This is a genomic window from Acinetobacter sp. SW-226 (assembly GCF_055632855.1).
On sequence record NZ_CM145752.1, the window covers coordinates 2,239,971 to 2,256,204 of the forward strand.

General features: G+C 37.6%; 17 protein-coding genes and 1 tRNA gene. 8 read left to right on the forward strand and 10 right to left on the reverse strand.

All coding sequences use genetic code 11. The annotated features are described in order from the left end of the window. The first annotated feature begins 15 nt into the window (after positions 1–15). From ACZ8ZH_RS10700 to ACZ8ZH_RS10730, 7 genes are all read left to right on the forward strand, one after another. A complete protein-coding gene (locus ACZ8ZH_RS10700) occupies positions 16–201 on the forward strand; it encodes a hypothetical protein (RefSeq protein ID WP_470247719.1) in 186 nt (61 codons plus the stop codon). Next, a complete protein-coding gene (locus tag ACZ8ZH_RS10705; RefSeq protein ID WP_470247720.1) occupies positions 188–736 on the forward strand; it encodes a hypothetical protein in 549 nt (182 codons plus the stop codon). The genes ACZ8ZH_RS10700 and ACZ8ZH_RS10705 overlap by 14 nt, the downstream gene beginning before the upstream one ends. Beyond that, positions 724–963 carry an ABC-three component system middle component 6 gene (locus ACZ8ZH_RS10710; RefSeq protein ID WP_470247721.1) on the forward strand — a complete coding sequence of 80 codons (240 nt, stop codon included), beginning with the start codon at positions 724–726 and terminating at the stop codon, positions 961–963. The genes ACZ8ZH_RS10705 and ACZ8ZH_RS10710 overlap by 13 nt, the downstream gene beginning before the upstream one ends. Further along, a complete protein-coding gene (locus ACZ8ZH_RS10715) occupies positions 945–2,732 on the forward strand; it encodes an AAA family ATPase (protein ID WP_470247722.1) in 1,788 nt (595 codons plus the stop codon). The genes ACZ8ZH_RS10710 and ACZ8ZH_RS10715 overlap by 19 nt, the downstream gene beginning before the upstream one ends. A 1-nt stretch (position 2,733) precedes the next feature. Further along, positions 2,734–3,240: a hypothetical protein gene (locus ACZ8ZH_RS10720; RefSeq protein ID WP_470247723.1), complete on the forward strand. Its 507-nt coding sequence runs from the start codon at positions 2,734–2,736 to the stop codon at positions 3,238–3,240. 522 nt (positions 3,241–3,762) lie between these two features. After that, positions 3,763–4,029, forward strand: coding sequence for a hypothetical protein (locus ACZ8ZH_RS10725; RefSeq protein WP_336929386.1), 267 nt, complete (start codon positions 3,763–3,765; stop codon positions 4,027–4,029). Between the two features lies 1 nt (position 4,030). Next, on the forward strand, positions 4,031–5,143 hold the full coding sequence (locus tag ACZ8ZH_RS10730; protein WP_470247724.1) for a tyrosine-type recombinase/integrase: 1,113 nt from the start codon (positions 4,031–4,033) through the stop codon (positions 5,141–5,143). A 100-nt stretch (positions 5,144–5,243) separates the two neighbouring features. Here the strand turns inward: ACZ8ZH_RS10730 and ACZ8ZH_RS10735 are convergent, their stop codons facing one another. The 10 genes from ACZ8ZH_RS10735 to efp all read right to left on the reverse strand — a co-directional run bounded on the left by ACZ8ZH_RS10735 (position 5,244) and on the right by efp (position 14,891). Continuing rightward, positions 5,244–5,687: a hypothetical protein gene (locus ACZ8ZH_RS10735; protein WP_470247725.1), complete on the reverse strand. Its 444-nt coding sequence runs from the start codon at positions 5,685–5,687 to the stop codon at positions 5,244–5,246. 138 nt (positions 5,688–5,825) lie between these two features. Further along, positions 5,826–6,149: a hypothetical protein gene (locus ACZ8ZH_RS10740; protein WP_470247726.1), complete on the reverse strand. Its 324-nt coding sequence runs from the start codon at positions 6,147–6,149 to the stop codon at positions 5,826–5,828. 215 nt (positions 6,150–6,364) lie between these two features. Beyond that, a tRNA-Val gene (locus ACZ8ZH_RS10745) sits at positions 6,365–6,441 on the reverse strand. A gap of 43 nt (positions 6,442–6,484) precedes the next feature. Beyond that, positions 6,485–8,476, reverse strand: a complete 1,992-nt coding sequence (locus ACZ8ZH_RS10750) for a transglutaminase TgpA family protein (RefSeq protein ID WP_119063618.1) — start codon at positions 8,474–8,476, stop codon at positions 6,485–6,487. Between the two features lie 9 nt (positions 8,477–8,485). Continuing rightward, positions 8,486–9,385: a DUF58 domain-containing protein gene (locus ACZ8ZH_RS10755; protein ID WP_086209563.1), complete on the reverse strand. Its 900-nt coding sequence runs from the start codon at positions 9,383–9,385 to the stop codon at positions 8,486–8,488. 16 nt (positions 9,386–9,401) lie between these two features. After that, on the reverse strand, positions 9,402–10,358 hold the full coding sequence (locus tag ACZ8ZH_RS10760) for an AAA family ATPase (RefSeq protein WP_119063619.1): 957 nt from the start codon (positions 10,356–10,358) through the stop codon (positions 9,402–9,404). Positions 10,359–10,480: 122 nt separating this feature from the next. After that, on the reverse strand, positions 10,481–11,500 hold the full coding sequence (locus ACZ8ZH_RS10765; protein WP_119063691.1) for a 2-dehydropantoate 2-reductase: 1,020 nt from the start codon (positions 11,498–11,500) through the stop codon (positions 10,481–10,483). A 234-nt stretch (positions 11,501–11,734) separates the two neighbouring features. Next, positions 11,735–12,037 (reverse strand): YbdD/YjiX family protein, encoded by a 303-nt coding sequence (locus tag ACZ8ZH_RS10770; protein WP_086209564.1) that lies wholly within the window; start codon positions 12,035–12,037, stop codon positions 11,735–11,737. A gap of 13 nt (positions 12,038–12,050) precedes the next feature. After that, positions 12,051–14,153 carry a carbon starvation CstA family protein gene (locus ACZ8ZH_RS10775; protein ID WP_086209565.1) on the reverse strand — a complete coding sequence of 701 codons (2,103 nt, stop codon included), beginning with the start codon at positions 14,151–14,153 and terminating at the stop codon, positions 12,051–12,053. 168 nt (positions 14,154–14,321) lie between these two features. Beyond that, positions 14,322–14,891: an elongation factor P gene (gene efp / locus ACZ8ZH_RS10780; protein ID WP_086209566.1), complete on the reverse strand. Its 570-nt coding sequence runs from the start codon at positions 14,889–14,891 to the stop codon at positions 14,322–14,324. A gap of 312 nt (positions 14,892–15,203) precedes the next feature. Between efp and epmB the strand changes: the two genes are divergently transcribed. Further along, positions 15,204–16,220 (forward strand): EF-P beta-lysylation protein EpmB, encoded by a 1,017-nt coding sequence (gene epmB / locus ACZ8ZH_RS10785; protein ID WP_119063620.1) that lies wholly within the window; start codon positions 15,204–15,206, stop codon positions 16,218–16,220. The last annotated feature ends 14 nt before the right edge of the window (positions 16,221–16,234 follow it).

The window sequence follows — 16,234 nt, forward strand, 5'->3', positions numbered from 1 at the left end:
GCTAGGAGATATAAATTGGATTTAAGCAACATAGATTGGGCTGCTACTAGCAAACTAATATTAGCTATTTTAGCAGTAGTTTTTGGAGCTACTTGGACAATTAATAGAACTAAAAATTCGTCTAAAACGAATATTACTATTAATGGTAACAATAATTCGACGAATATTGCTGACCGAGATATTAATAATGTTAGAAAATAACACTTCCTCCGAAGTAGCTGGTGATAATAATAGTGTTAATATTGCTAAAAGAGATATTAACATTCATCAGACTATAACAAATAGTGAACCAAGACCTTCAAATATTCAAAGATTACTCGAAGGAATTGCAGATCTAGAAATTTTAGAGTCTGTAGCAGAACCAGATACTCTTCCATACACCATTGAAGATAAAATTAAACATAATAAATTACTCGATTATCTGGATGATATAGACGAATATATAGATTGGAAATATAATATTGCTCAAAGATTATCATTTTTAGAATTAAATGGTTTTCCTGGTACACAGGATAAAGTAATTTCATTTGTTCGAAGAAAATGGAAGAAATTTAAATTTGAGTTTCCTGATAATCCCGATCAAATCATATATGCAATTTGTAAAGATATAGAAAGCGAACTAAGACAAGTCATTAATAGTCAGTTAAATCATGAAGATATTAGTTGCACTACTTATGTTGTATTTTATGTTTTTGCAGAATGTAAAATTTTTGAGAAACCTCCATGCTCATCTTAACTGAAAGAAATCCTGATAAATCACTTTATTATCTTGGATCTCGGATTATTGAATTCTTTTATGAAAATAATCAACAGTATTATATGACTGAACTCTACTCACACATTTCAAGAAAAATTGATATACCATTACACAGATTCATTTTGACTTTAGATTGGCTTTATATGCTTGGGGTTATAAATGAAAATGAGTCAGGAAAAATTGTTTTATGTACATTAAAAACTTAACAATTCATGATAAGAATGGAATTGCAATCAGGAATATTGACTTCTCAGCAGGCCTAAATATCGTATTAGGTATCAAAGATGATATGTCTGGAAGTACAAATAGCTTAGGTAAGACTACCTTACTTAGAGCAATTGACTTTTGCATGGATGGAAAGTATCAAATTTTCTATGAAGATAATGAGAGCAAGAATCTTGTAAATCTTGATGTGCTAAATTTTTTAAAAGAAGCTGAACTGACTTTCACTATCCAATTAGCAAAAAGTCTAAAACATAAATCTAGCTTTAATATTAAATTTTCAAGAAAATTAATATCTAAACCTACTAAAAAAAACCCCAATTCTTTTAAAATCACCCACTACATAAATAATGATGAAGTTACATCTAAAGAGTATTCAGATAGTCTTAAAGAGGCTTTATTTCAATCTAAAACTGAAAAACCATCATTTCGACAATTAATTACTAAGTTTTTACGCAAAGAAGATGAGCAGATTAGTAAAATTCTTAGATTTTTCACATTTTCTAGTGATGTTGAATATGAAACTATCCATTTTATTTTATTTGGATATAAAAACCCTCATGAAATAGAAAAAAAATTTAATTTAGAAAAAGAAATGAAATCCCTAAAGGATAAGATCAAGGTTATTGATGCACTAAAACCTACAGGACTTGAACAAATCCTTGCAGTCAACAAGTCAACACTAAGTCAGCTTACAGAAAAGCGAGATTCATTTAAAATCAATGAAAAATATAATCATGAAGAAGACACTCTAGCTAATTTAAATCAAGATATAATTAACCTAGATAACAAAATATCTACTCTTGAAGTTAATAAAGAAACTTTAATAAATAGATTAAGTATTATCGAAAAATCAAATTTTCATGATAATTCTCAGACTATTGAGTTAATCTATAAAGAAGCAAAAATTTACAACATTAGTCTTCAAAAAAAATTTGAAGAAACTGTAGAGTTTCACAACAAAATGATCGAAAATGAAAGGCAATATTTATTCAATCGCATTAATGGTCTTAATATTAATATTGAAAACTTACAAGCAAAGCGTTCTGAAATTTCGAAATTGTATTCAGAACTCTTAGAAGAATTATCTAAGAATGGTTCTTTAGCTCAATATACACTACTAAACAATCAAATTAATGAATTATCAAATAAAATAGCAGAAGATAATGCCATTCAGCTTAAATCTACATCATTACACAACGAGTTAGATGAATTAAAAAATATATATCAAGAGACAACAACATCGATAGAAAAAAATATCAATGAATTTAAATTAAAAAATATTGATATTTTTAATGAGTATTTTTCCAAATACTCTGGAATAATTTATAATCAGAGATATATCTTAGCTTTTGACAAGTATAAAGATGTATATAAATTTGAAATATCGGCTGTTGAATCAAACGTCGGTAGCGGAAAAAAACAAGCATTAGTAACTGCATTTGACTTAGCATATTCAGCATTCATCCAAGATCCAAGAATAAACTTACCATATCCTCGTTTTTGTACTCAAGATAAGGTTGAAATTATTGACTCAATGGATTTACAGAAGCTAGCAGAAATTGCAGAGTCAGCAAATTGTCAATTAATCTTCCCAATAATTGAGGACAAACATCTTAATTTAAATTTGGAAGGATCAACGTGCTTAACACTTTCACCAAAAGAGAAATTTTTTGATATTGAAAATTATCGTGAAAAGGTAAAAGAATTTCATGATAGAAAATCTACATCTGTAAACAATAGAGTATCGTAATATGAGCCTTGATCGCCAATTTCAATTAGATATTCTAAATAAAATTGCAGAAGTATACCCTTTTGCTTGGCAACATAATCTTAAAAATGATAGCGATGAATATATCAAATTGGCAAAAAACCTCCATTACCTTAAAGGACATGAACTAATAAGTGAAAGCTCTACTATCATTAGAGATAATAACTCTGGTCAAGGAGGGGGAACTTTATTAATCAATAAGCCTAAAATCACAGAAAAAGGGTTGGATTTTTTACAAGATGATGGTGGGCTATCTGCAATATTAAATACAGTAACTGTTAAATTTGAAGCAGACACATTAAAAGCTCTTTTAACCAATCAAATTAATCAATCTGATCTTGCTCCAGAAGACAAGAAATCAATGATTGCCGCTCTTGAAGACCTTCCCGCTGAGTCAATTAAACATTTAACAATGAAATTGCTTGATGAAGGTCTAGAAAACCTTCCAAATGCTCTTGTACTTATTGGGACATATCTCGGTATAACTTAATATTTTGATATCGATTTAAAGTTAAGAAACCCCGCTTTTAGCGGGGTTTCTTAACTTTAAAGCTTATATAAAGAATGAATTACTACTATTTATTGACATTAATTCTACTTTTGGTAGTATTTATCAAACAAACAACAAAAAGCCCCGAAACTTTGGACGGCGACGGGGCTTTGCAACTAAATGCGAGATAAGTATGAAACAAAAGCCTATAACCAGTCAAACGACTCCTATCCTTTTCCAACACCCTACTACTGCCGAACTACGCCCTACACGTCGCTCTATCATTTGGGCGAACATACGTGACTTTACTTTATTCACCGTATTAGCCTTCCTTTTTTGGGTTGTCATCACATCAATTTTAATGGCAGTGTTTGGAGGGTAAGCTCATGAAATTTAACTACTCCACGACTACCCAAATACTCACGGTATTTGGATCGAAAATGACGCACATATTTCATAACGTCAATATCAGTGAAATTAACGCTCTTATTTTAGATGCAAAGTTTAAGGAGGCAATTTGAAATGTCCTCTAATATCCAACGCCTCAAGCTCAGCGTATTCGCTGAACGCTATTGGCAAGACGAAGCATCCCGCCCAAAACGTGACACACTGGTCAGCCATATAAAACGTGGCTGGCTCAGTGGTCGAAAAATTGGTAAACAATGGTATGTCGAATGTACCAGTTGGGGTGCGCCGTTGTTCTATACAGATGAAGTGCCTAAGGTGGAACTAGAGTCTCCACCTAAAACGGGTAACTCCATTGCAGACCGAATTTTAGCGGAGATTTAATATGTCCCCTCGAGGTCGCAAGTCGGGGAACTTGGACTTACCTCCCCATGTCGAAGTCGACAAAAAGCCCAATGGCACCATGTACTTCCGCTACCTACTACCGAACGGACAGCGTAAGTCACTAGGTAAAGACCGTAATGAAGCCATTAAGGCAGCTCAGGCACTCAACACCGTGCTTGAGCGTAACCCAGACATTGTGTCTAAAATTCTATCTTCAGTAGAAAAAGCACATAAGCAAAGTAATATTCCAAACTTTGGCCAAGCATTGGATGAATATGAAAAGCTGCACTTACCCAAAAAGAAACTTGCTAAAAACACTTTGGTGAATGTCACGGCGAACATTGGTAAATATCAGGATATGTGGGGGCAGTTCTATTGCACCGACATTACCCTGCTTATGATTTCTGAATTCCTGAAACAGCAGACCGACTTTCAGGCAGAAAAGCACCGTTCACAGCTTATCGACATTTGGAAATACTTTGTGGCTAACGGTTGGGCACCTGAAAATATCGCAGAGAAAACATTAAAGCCGATACGACCAGAAAAGGTCAGAATGCGACATTCCAACGAATCGCTTGAAATTGTAAAAGCTGTTTGTCCGCCCTGGTTAAAACTGGCAATTGATCTGGCATTGCATTCTATTCAACGGCGTGCCGATCTGGTGGTAATGGAACGCTCAAGCATTAACATCAAAGACAACACCATGACCGTACTGCAGCATAAATCGCTGAATTATGACAAACCCGTGTTTATTGAAGTGGATATGCATCCTGAGCTACGGGAAGTCGTATTGCTGTGTATAGAGCATTCTATGCGTCTACGCTGCCCTTACCTGATTGCGACGCGACCAGACCGTATTAACGAGCAAATCCGCAATGCGAAACTGCATCCTTTTGCTGTAACGGAGGATCATATTACCAAGCAGTTTAAAAAGTATCGGGACTTGTCTGGTGCGTATGATCATTTAGAACTAAACCAACGACCATCGCTGCATGACTTACGTGCCTTGGGCATTTATAACATCACGCAGAAGTATGGAAAGAAGTACGCACAGGCACTGGCTGGCCATGCAACTGTGAAGATGACGGATCACTATTTAGACGCCAAAACCTGAACGGATTAGCTATCGTTAATCATACCAAAGCTGATGCTTCCATTTCATGGATCATCAGCTTTTGATTTCAGATAGTCGCTATTATGTTAAATTGATAGTTTCAGTAGCTATAAAAAGTGTACAGATTATGGTGATGGTAGTGTAAAGCCCACTGTTTTGTTGTATCAATTACAGTGAAATAATTGCTATAAATTTCTTCAATATTATGAATTTGTTTTACGATTTCTTTCCATGTTGTTTTTATAGTTAATTCTGTATCTGATGTAATAAATACGACTTTACTAAAAGCAATTCCTCTTTTAAAGATCCATTGATTCAGATCCTCATCTTTTTGGTTACAGTTGTCATATGATTCCACTATCTTAAAAGAATCTAGAAAATTTATTGGATAAGAATTAGAAGTTGTTAATAAATCTCGACTACATTCTAATGCTTCTATTCCTGTTAAAAATAAAAAATGATTTAAATTAATGAGGTCTGAAGTTAAATCTTGATAGTGATTAGATAACTCTTGCCTAGTCTGCCACGAATATTCTTTTTTCATTTAAACCTTTAAATAAGATTTCCTAAAATTAACATAATACACCTTATAATAAGTCAAAAATGATAGCTGTAAGCTTCTATTTTTACTATATTTTTTTAAAATTTCGTATAAGCGCCATTTTGTTAAATAGCGATTTTTTTAGTCAAAGCAAGCAAATCCACCGTATACAACTTCATTAGATAAAATTCTTGTTTCAAAATCCTTTTGAGAAAGCATCCGTTGAGCTAAATCACCATATTTCTCTTTAATATGAATAGTCCAATCTTCAAGTGGCATTTCACAAATTGGATTGAGTATCTCATCTGGATGAATTCCATCTATCAGAAATTTTTCAAATACTTTTTTTATAGCTTCCTCATAATCATTCCCACTTATATAGCAATTTACATATGCTTTGCTTGAGACAGGTATGATAGATTTTTGTAAAGCATGGACTTTACTAGTTATGATAAATACCTTCATTCTATTTATTTAAATTCCCTAAAATTAACATAATACGCGTTATACGTAATTTAATTTTTTATTTAGCTACCGTTAATCATCGTTTTTAAATTTAAATGGGCGAGTTTTCCACATTGGGGAATTACGCCATTCCCCGAAAATACCCCGAATATTCCCCGAAAACAAAAAGCCCACTTTTTAAGTGGGCTTTAATGTGTTGAAATATCAACGAATTTTGGTAGGTATATCCAGACTCGAACTGGAGACCTCTACGATGTCAACGTAGCGCTCTAACCAACTGAGCTATACACCTAAAGTTCCTGCATAATATTCACTTTTAAAAAGTATGACAAGCGCTATTTCTTGTTTTTTAACGCAGATGTGCAAGTTTTAAGCATTCGTTTAAATTGTTGAATATTTTTTGCATTCAACAGATTGAAATAACGTATTTGTTGATAATAATCAGCTGCCTGCTTAAATAAAACTTGCTGTTCAGGTTTAACCTCTTGAGCTAAGCGCAACAACCATTGATTTACCGTTTCGGCATTTTGCTTACGCTGCTCTGCGGTTAAGCTTTTAGAAAAATGCAAAATTGCAAGATCATATTCAGAAATCTGAGCACGTTTACGCCAAAATATAACGAACCAGTACAATAGAACTAATCCACCAATACTGATCATAATCAGTAATACTAATGAATAATTGGATTGAAGTCCCAATTTTTGCAACCACCCCCTTTGAGTTTCTGCATTATAACCAACGACTTTGCTTTGCCATTGATAACTGGCATAGTCACTCCAAATCCGCATTTTATTTAATACGGAATAGCGCTGTACATTCCATCGACTACTCTGCCCCCAAACCCTAGTATCTTGACTCATTAAATCTTGCATACCCTGTTCAATACGCTGTGGCGCAATCATGGCTGTTGGATCATAGCGTTTCCAGTGCCCATCCACAAAGACTTCTGCCCATGCATGTGCATCTAACTGTCGAACTTCCCAACTTTTTGCATCTGGTGAAAGCTGGCCACCTTGATAACCGACCACGATACGGGCAGGAATTCCCACATAACGCATCAACATCGCAAAACTAGAGGCATAATGTTCACAAAACCCTTGTTTGGACTGAAACAAAAACTCATCAATACGATGCTGCCCCAACAAGCCTGGCTGCAAGGTATAGCTAAAGCCATTGTTGCGATACCACTGCAAAACATTTTGGATATAACGGTTTGGATTGGCATTACTTTGTTTAAAGAGTTGTTGTGCAAATTGTTGTGCTTTCAGATCTATTTGCTCAGGCGCTTTTAAGTTAATACTTCGTTGCACATTGGATAATTTAGTTTGAGTAAGTTGGACATTTCCCATCCATTGTAGTGAAATCGGCTCTACACGCTGTACTTGACGATAAGCCTGAATACTCCAATCCTGACGTAGCTGATAACGTCGCTCTAAAGGTTGTGAATATTCCAATCCCATGATCCAAGGAATCGCGGCATCAGCGGGTAAATATTGATAGTTCCATTTTTTAGATGCAGATATTTGGCCTAGCGTCTCATTTGCAATACTTTGCTGATTGATAAAACTACTGGTCCACTTTTGACCATCATACTGATCTAAGACCATCGCACGCCAGTAAAGCTCAGAACGCTTTGGGAGCTGACTAACATCGCCAATAATACGAAAAGCCAAATGACTCGACTGAGATAATTGTGCAATATCACCAGGTGACATACTGTCGCTCATGCCTGTCACTGCTTTATTTTCAGGAATTGGAATATGCCAAAGTGGGGGTAAGCGTGGAAAAAACATAAACAACAGCACAAAAAAAGGCAGTGCGAGACCTACAAATTTAATGACGTGTTTTGCATCTTGCTTTAAAGCCAAACTACTCGAATTTTGAGATACGAAAAAACTGGTTTGAACTCGATACAGTCCCAATAAACAACTGAGCAAGCACAGTAAAACCATGGCAGCCATCATAAATGACTGACTATGTAGAAACATACTCGCCGCAACAAATAATGCAAAATTAAACAAAATGATCACATCACGCTGCGTTTTTGTTTCTAAGGCTTTCGCAAAGAGAAAGATGCTTAAAATAGCTACGCCCGCTTCCACCCCTAAAAAGCTTTGATAGCTCCAAAAAGTGACCGCTAGAGCAGCAAGGGTCAAAATGTAAATTGCCCATTTCGGGAAATGGTTGCCCGTAGATTGCATGAAATTCCACAGACAACCGATACAAATGGCGAAAATGACACTCAATAGCACAGGGCTAAAACTTAGTTGTGTGACCCAAATCAAACTCAGTGTCAGTACAATGGCAATACGAATAGAAGAATGCATATTTCTCTCCTATGCCTGTGCCAAAAGTAATTTAGCTTGAAAATATTGTTCTCGACCTATGCCTTTGGCTAGCTCAGCATGTGGTAAATACAGGGCATAGGCGTACTGCAACTGCTCACATTGTTCAACCAAGCCCATCATCAAACTTAACTTTTCTTCATGCGAAGGGCTCGGCATATGTGCATAGTGGATTTCTAAACTGTGCTGATCCTGATGTTGTTCAAAGACTTTAATGAATAAACCTTGTCCTTGCGCCACTTGTTTCCATGAAACGGCCTGTAGAGAGTCACCTTCTTTAAAATTTCGCAATTCGCGGAATTCATCCATATCAGGTTCAAAACTGTGCTGCTGTTGTTTGTTTTCAGCCGCCAAAGACTTAGCTTGAGGTGCTATCCACACAGGTGCTTGGATAAAAAAATAACTCCATGCACGAACAAGGCCAAACGGATATGTTGAGTAAATTTTGATTTGAGGGAAACCAAACTGCCCGCGATCTTTTGGAAAAAAATTTAAATCGACTACCTTATGGATATCTTGAATAAACAACTGTTCTATATGATCTGCATAAGCAATCCAGAGGTATCGAGGCTGTGAATGATGTTGTTTGAAATGCATTTGTAATTGCAATGCACTCTCAACTTGCCCTATTTCAGGTAAAACCAGATCAATACTAAGACCATGCAACTGTTTAAAAGTTAAATAAAAACTCATACACAGCACAGCGCTGATTAAGAAACAAAACGCTAAAATTAAGTTATTGGCATAATTCACCCCTGCAATAAAGGTGATGAAAATCAAAACCAAATACAAATATCCTTGCTGATAAATAAACACCAATACATCTTTTTGGGTCAGTTGTTTTTCAGCCTTAAATTGAAAGCGTTTCGTGATCCAGTTTTGCCACAGCATGCGTCTGCTTATCCTATCAGTAAACTTTGACTTGCTTCAGAAGTTGCTCAGTTTCAGCTTCACCCAGCCCAATACGATGTGCAGTCACTGCGACAAACACAGCCTGTACATCATCTGGGGTTACAAATGAGCGTGATTCTATCAATGCATAAGCTTGCGCTGCTTTTTTTAAAGCCAGTACGCCACGGGTAGATAAACCATGTCGACCTTTACGTGTTTCTGTAGCTAAATCTAAAATATAGTCCAATATTTCTTCAGACAAATAGATCTGCGGCACCATAACTTGTAAGGTAAGGATATCTTGCTCTGAAAATACCGTCATCAATTGTTGGATCAAATCATGACGGGACTGTTGTTGCAATAACGCTTTTTCTGCCTGACGTGATGGATAGCCCAAAGATAACCGCATGAGGAAACGATCAAGTTGTGACTCTGGCAGCGCATAGGTTCCACTTTGAAAAAGAGGATTTTGTGTTGCAATCACCCAAAATGGCTGTGGTAGCACATAACGACTTGCATCAATCGTCACTACACCTTCTTCCATTGCCTCTAGAAGCGCACTTTGCGTTTTTGGGCTACAGCGGTTGATTTCATCTGCCAGTAAAATTTGGGTAAAAATTGGACCTTGTTTAAACTCAAACACATGTTCTTTTTGGTTAAACATATTCACCCCAATCACATCACTCGCCAGCATGTCATTGGTAAATTGAATACGTTTGAATTGAAGACCTGCCAAATGTGCCAAGCTACTGGCCAATGTCGTTTTTCCTAAACCAGGCAAATCTTCAAATAAAATATGTCCACCAGCCAAAAGGCTAGATAAAGCCAACTTGGTTTGTTGGTTTTTATCAAGAACAATTTGATTCACTTGCTTGAGGAATTCTTGAATTTTGGGATAAAACGCATTGATTTTCGACTGATCCAGTTTATCTACTTGCGTAGGCGTAATCTTCTTTTCTGTTCCCCAAAGCACGTTGTATGCCCCCAATCAAAATATAAACCAAGGTTTAACATACAGGTTTTTAAACCATACTCAAAGATGAACTTTATAAATATTCAATATTTGCGTTAATAGGTGAGATATTGTTATTAGATCTACTCTCTAGCAGCAGCGTTCAACTGATCTTTCAAATCGCTCGCACTTATTGAAAATGATTGAGGAGATTTCTCAGCGAGTTTAACCAGTTCTATTAATCTTGCATTGATCGGAGCTTGTTGACCAGATTGCTCTGCGAGTTTTAAAACCTCACCATTAATCCAATCAATCTCTGTAAGCCGACCTGCTAGTAAATCATCTTGCATGGATGAGCGAGCCAATGGATCAATTTCTAACATCTTTCGACTTAATAATTTAAATATAGGATTGGGCAAACTCAAAATCTTAGGAATGAGATGTGTAGGAACTGCGGTTAACTTTGCAGGTTTAATCTGTGCTTCACTGAGAAGCGCCATGGCTTCTTGTTGCACCATAGCCAAACATTCGCGATATCCACGGATCGACAGTTGTTCTTTTAGTGGTTTTTTTGACAAGGCATTGATTGAATTATTTAAGTTAAGTAAAAGCTTAGCCCACTGTACAGCTAGCATGTCTTTTTCAAAAACAATCTCTAAACCTGCTTTTTGAAACGCATTTTCAAGCAAGTTTTGATTCGGATATTGCTTAACACTTAATGCACCAGACGTACCTTGATGATAATGCCCAGCTTCTTGCGTGGCGACGTTAAAAGGAACCATCCCCTCTAAAATCATCGGTCCTTGCAAAACCCTTTTTAAAATAGGGACATTACTCAAACCATTTTGAAAACTGATGATCAGTGGAGTTTTAGACCCTAAATATTCTTTGAGTTCAGATGCAACTTGCTCTGTTGCAGCCGATTTGACACAAATAAAAATCACGTCTGCATCCACAACCTGAGTAGGATCAGTCGCCAGTTTGAGTTGATGGGGTGCAAGTTTGATATTATTGCCTAAATAATCAGTGAGCTCCAACCCAAACTGAGACAGTTCTTGATAAATCCGCGGGCGGCTAATAAAGGTGACATCACTCCCAGCAGCAACCAATCTTCCACCTAAATAACACCCAATACTTCCAGCACCATAAATAAATATTTTCACTAAATTGCCCTCTTCCGAATATTCAGACAATTTTAAAACCTCTCTCCCTACAAAGCTGTCAGATATACGACATCTTCACCTATGTAGTGAATATGCTATGTAGGATGATACCTCAGCCCATCCAGCTATCGAATTCAAATAATATAACCCAATCCAGCTTGGCGCTTTGCTTATTACATCTGGTTTGCAATAAAAAACGACACCGAAGTGTCGTTTTTTAAGTCACGGACTCAATCAACAAGGGCACTTTTTCATACCGTTACTTGCAGACGGATAACGTGCATCCACACAATGGCGATAAAATGTTTTAGCATCCATCGGCTCTAAATCTGGATGATGTTTTTTCATATGTTCCAAATAGTTGGGATAGTCTGGCACTCCCACCATCAAACGGAAACTTTGTTGCAACCGTTGCCACAGCGTCGCAATTCGAGACCAATTTTTAGGATTGAGAATTAAATCTTTCTGCGACATTACGGTCATTTTGATGATTTTATAAATCATCGTCTTTCCACTTTTGGCAAACTTTAGATTCATCTAAATTCCCTTTCTAATGTCCAGATTTTGAAGGCTGAATGTCTTCAGGATCACGATAAATCGCCTCAGCTTCGTGCACTGTTGGGACAGGGCTTGCAAGCGCACGGCGAATGACCTTAATTGCAGCAAACAACATCACAATCGCCACAATCATAAAGAATCCACACAGTGCCGCATTGATCTGATTCGATAATGCAACCGTTTGCATTTCAGCTACTGTTTTTGCTGGTGCTAAAATTTCATTATTTGCAATCGCTTTGTTAAAACGTTCAGCCTGCGCTAAGAAGCCAATTTTTGGATTTTCATGGAAAATCTTTTGCCAGCCCGCAGTCATACAGGTCACTAATAAGAAAATTGTTGGAACAATCGTGACCCAAACATATTTTTCTTTCTTCATTTTAAAGAGGATTACAGTACCTAACATTAGCGCCATGGCAGCAAGCATTTGGTTACCCACACCAAACAGTGGCCATAAGCTATTGATACCACCGAGTGGATCCACCACACCTTGATAAACGAAGAAACCCCAACCTGACACAGCAACCGCTGTACCCAACAAGTTTCCAAAGAAGTTATGTGAGTTTTTCACCGCAGGAACCACAATACCTACAGTATCTTGCACCATGAAACGGCAAGCACGCGTACCCGCATCAACCGCTGTTAAGATGAACAGTGCTTCAAACAAAATAGCGAAGTGATACCAAAATGCCATCATTTCACGACTATTGAAAATCTCTGTGATGATATGTGCCATACCAATGGCAAAAGTTGGTGCTCCACCTGTACGCGACAGAATCGTACTTTCACCCACTTCCTGTGCCAACAAAGTTAAAGCTTCTGGAGTAACCACAAAACCAAGATTTCGTATTGCTTCAGCAGCAGTATCAGCACTTGTTCCAATCAATGCTGCTGGTGAGTTAATTGCAAAATATACACCTGGTTCTAATACTGCAGCACAGATCAAGGCCATGATTGCAACAAAAGACTCCATAAGCATACCGCCATATCCGATCATACGAATATCGCGCTCATTATTGACCAGTTTAGGAGTCGTTCCTGATGATACTAGAGCATGGAAACCTGAAATTGCACCGCAGGCAATGGTAATAAATAAGAATGGGAACAACGAACCTGCAAACACAGGACCTGTACCATCAATAAATTTAGTAATCGCAGGAAGTTTCATCTCCGGCATGGCAAAAATAATACCAACCGCTAAGCCTGCAATCACACCAATTTTTAAGAAGGTTGATAGATAATCACGTGGTGCAAGCAACAGCCAAACAGGCAATGCTGAAGCCACGAAACCATAAATAATCAATGCCCACGTCAATTGAGTGCCCGATAAGGTAAAGAATTCACCCCAATATGGATGTTGTGCAATATCTCCACCATAGACAATGCCCAGCATCATCAACACGAAACCAATCACAGACACTTCTGCAATCTTACCCGGACGGATAAAACGCATATAAATTCCCATAAAGAGCGCAATTGGAATCGTGGCTGCAATACTAAATACGCCCCATGGACTGTGTGCAAGTGCCTTGACCACTACAAGCGCCAAGACCGCTAGGATAATAATCATGACCCCCAATGCACCAAGCATAACCACAATGCCGGCAAAGGTTCCAAGTTCTTGTTTTGCCATTTCCCCGAGTGAACGTCCATCACGACGGGTAGAGATAAACAAGACTAAAAAATCTTGAACCGCACCTGCGAGCACTACACCCACAAGTAACCAGATGGTGCCCGGTAAATAACCCATTTGTGCTGCTAAAATAGGGCCAACCAATGGTCCTGCACCTGCAATCGCTGCAAAGTGATGTCCAAACAATACACTCTTGTTGGTCGGAACATAATCCAAACCATCATTTAAACGATGTGCAGGTGTTAAACGGCGTTCATCCAGTTCAAAAACTTTAGTTGCTATAAATAAACTGTAGAAGCGATAAGCGATGCTATAAATACAGCCCGCAGCAAGTACGAGCCAGATGGCATTGACATGCTCACCACGACTTAGTGCCAAGATCCCAAAAGAGACTGCACCGACGATGGCTACCAGTAGCCAAATGATTTTTGAAGTCAGGGTCGACTTCGGCTGAACAGATTCCATTTCAATCCCTCATATTTGTTGCATTCAATCAGCGTATTTAATTATTCGAGGTACTGCTGTTTTCCTTTGCGACTTTACTCTGCATCTCCTTGTTTTGATCTAAGACTTTGGCATAAAAAAAGGGATGATTCACATCATCCCTTCCGATAATAGTCTATTTTTAAACCATTATGCACGTTCTAAATAATCGCCTGTACGCGTATCTACACGAACGCTTTCTTCTTGCTGTACAAATAATGGAACACGCACTACAGCACCTGTTTCCAATTTTGCTGGTTTACCGCCACCACCAGACGTATCACCACGTACACCTGGATCAGTTTCAACAATTTTTAAAACAACAAAATTTGGTGGGCTAACCGTTAATGGCACGCCATTGAACAACATAATGGTACATTTTTCATTTGAATCGTCTTTTAACCATTTAGCAGCATCGCCCATTGCTGTTTTATCAGCAGCGATCTGTTCAAATGATACAGGATCCATGAAGTTCCACATTTCACCATCGTTGTACAAGTATTCCATTTCTACTTCTACGATGTCAGCCGCTTCCAGAGAATCACCAGACTTAAATGTTTTTTCTAACACTTTACCAGAACGTAAATTACGTAGTTTTACACGGTTAAATGCTTGACCTTTACCCGGCTTTACATATTCATTTTCCATGATAGAACATGGGTTACCGTCAAGCATAACCTTAAGGCCTGACTTGAAATCATTCGTAGAATAATAGGCCATGACTGGCGCACTCCAAACTAACTAACTTAAATATTTATGTCTTAATCTTAAGCACTAAAACGCTGAAACGCTTAGCTATTAAGATAGGGCATCTTTTTTGATGCCTCGTATTGTAAATGAGCAAGGCGTTATGAAGCAATGAAAATCCACTGCCTATACGCCGTAGATCTTGATAAAATAGCGCTGTTTTGTCTGTTTATGTGTTTTGAAAACATCTTTTTTGAGCCGTAGACACCTCAACAACTCGTTTCAGCATCATTACTTTTGATAGCGTAACTTCCTTTTATCTAGCATTTGATCCCTTTATTTGGCATGACACATTATTTGTACCAAGAGCAAAATTGGCAATCTCAGCTCAGTGACTTAATTACCGATCCTTTAGAATTACTTCACGTTTTAGAGCTTTCTCCTGAGCAACTGCTGTCGGGTGCCCTTCTCGCTTCGACCCAATTTAAGCTCCGTGTTCCGCGTGCTTTTGTGGCCAGAATGCAAAAAGGCAATCCTCTTGACCCACTCCTACTGCAAGTATTGCCCCATCACCTTGAACTTGAAGAACATCCTGACTTTGTGAAAGATCCACTCGGTGAAGAAGAAGCCAATCAACAACCCGGTGTTTTACACAAATACAAAACTCGCTTTTTATTAACCTTAACCGGAGCTTGTGCTGTTCATTGCCGTTATTGTTTCCGTCGACATTTTCCCTATCAAGAAAACCTGCCAAAGTCAGAAGATTGGATCAATATTCAAAACTACATTCGGTCACAACCTGACATTAATGAAGTCATTTTGAGTGGCGGAGACCCGTTAACCCTGTCAAATCGCAAATTAAAAGTGTGGATTGAGCGTTTAGAAAGTCTACCTCAACTTAAATTTTTGAGAATTCATTCACGAGTTCCTATCGTAATCCCCAACCGTGTCGATGAAGAGCTAATTTCCATCTTAAAAAACAGTAGGCTGCGCATTATTCTAGTGGTACACTCAAATCATGCATCGGAATTGGATGATTTGACCTGCCGACAATTACAGCAATTAGTCGCAGAAAAAATCACCGTTTTCAATCAGGCGGTTTTATTGAAAGGGGTCAATGATCATGTTCAAATTTTGACAGATTTGAGCTACCGTTTATTTGATGCAGGGGTTTTGCCATACTATTTACATGTTTTAGATAAAGTAAAAGGTGCGCACCATTTTGATTTAAACCCGCAGGACATTGATTTTCTTTATCAAGCATTATTGGCGAACCTACCTGGCTATCTGGTTCCCAAATTGGTGAGGGAAATTGCGGGAGAAAAGAATAAGACACCACTTTTCGGGGTTTCAACTTTTTGAGTTAAATAATAACG

Excerpts from the sequence above, each read along its gene's own strand:
- ACZ8ZH_RS10705 (WP_470247720.1), top strand. The coding sequence starts at position 188 with ATGTTAGAAAATAACACTTCCTCCGAAGTAGCTGGTGATAATAATAGT.
- ACZ8ZH_RS10710 (WP_470247721.1), top strand. The coding sequence starts at position 724 with ATGCTCATCTTAACTGAAAGAAATCCTGATAAATCACTTTATTATCTT.
- ACZ8ZH_RS10715 (WP_470247722.1), top strand. The coding sequence starts at position 945 with ATGTACATTAAAAACTTAACAATTCATGATAAGAATGGAATTGCAATC.
- ACZ8ZH_RS10720 (WP_470247723.1), top strand. The coding sequence starts at position 2,734 with ATGAGCCTTGATCGCCAATTTCAATTAGATATTCTAAATAAAATTGCA.
- ACZ8ZH_RS10725 (WP_336929386.1), top strand. The coding sequence starts at position 3,763 with ATGTCCTCTAATATCCAACGCCTCAAGCTCAGCGTATTCGCTGAACGC.
- ACZ8ZH_RS10730 (WP_470247724.1), top strand. The coding sequence starts at position 4,031 with ATGTCCCCTCGAGGTCGCAAGTCGGGGAACTTGGACTTACCTCCCCAT.
- ACZ8ZH_RS10735 (WP_470247725.1), bottom strand. The coding sequence starts at position 5,687 with ATGAAAAAAGAATATTCGTGGCAGACTAGGCAAGAGTTATCTAATCAC.
- ACZ8ZH_RS10740 (WP_470247726.1), bottom strand. The coding sequence starts at position 6,149 with ATGAAGGTATTTATCATAACTAGTAAAGTCCATGCTTTACAAAAATCT.
- ACZ8ZH_RS10750 (WP_119063618.1), bottom strand. The coding sequence starts at position 8,476 with ATGCATTCTTCTATTCGTATTGCCATTGTACTGACACTGAGTTTGATT.
- ACZ8ZH_RS10755 (WP_086209563.1), bottom strand. The coding sequence starts at position 9,385 with ATGCTGTGGCAAAACTGGATCACGAAACGCTTTCAATTTAAGGCTGAA.
- ACZ8ZH_RS10770 (WP_086209564.1), bottom strand. The coding sequence starts at position 12,037 with ATGAATCTAAAGTTTGCCAAAAGTGGAAAGACGATGATTTATAAAATC.
- ACZ8ZH_RS10775 (WP_086209565.1), bottom strand. The coding sequence starts at position 14,153 with ATGGAATCTGTTCAGCCGAAGTCGACCCTGACTTCAAAAATCATTTGG.
- efp (WP_086209566.1), bottom strand. The coding sequence starts at position 14,891 with ATGGCCTATTATTCTACGAATGATTTCAAGTCAGGCCTTAAGGTTATG.
- epmB (WP_119063620.1), top strand. The coding sequence starts at position 15,204 with ATGACACATTATTTGTACCAAGAGCAAAATTGGCAATCTCAGCTCAGT.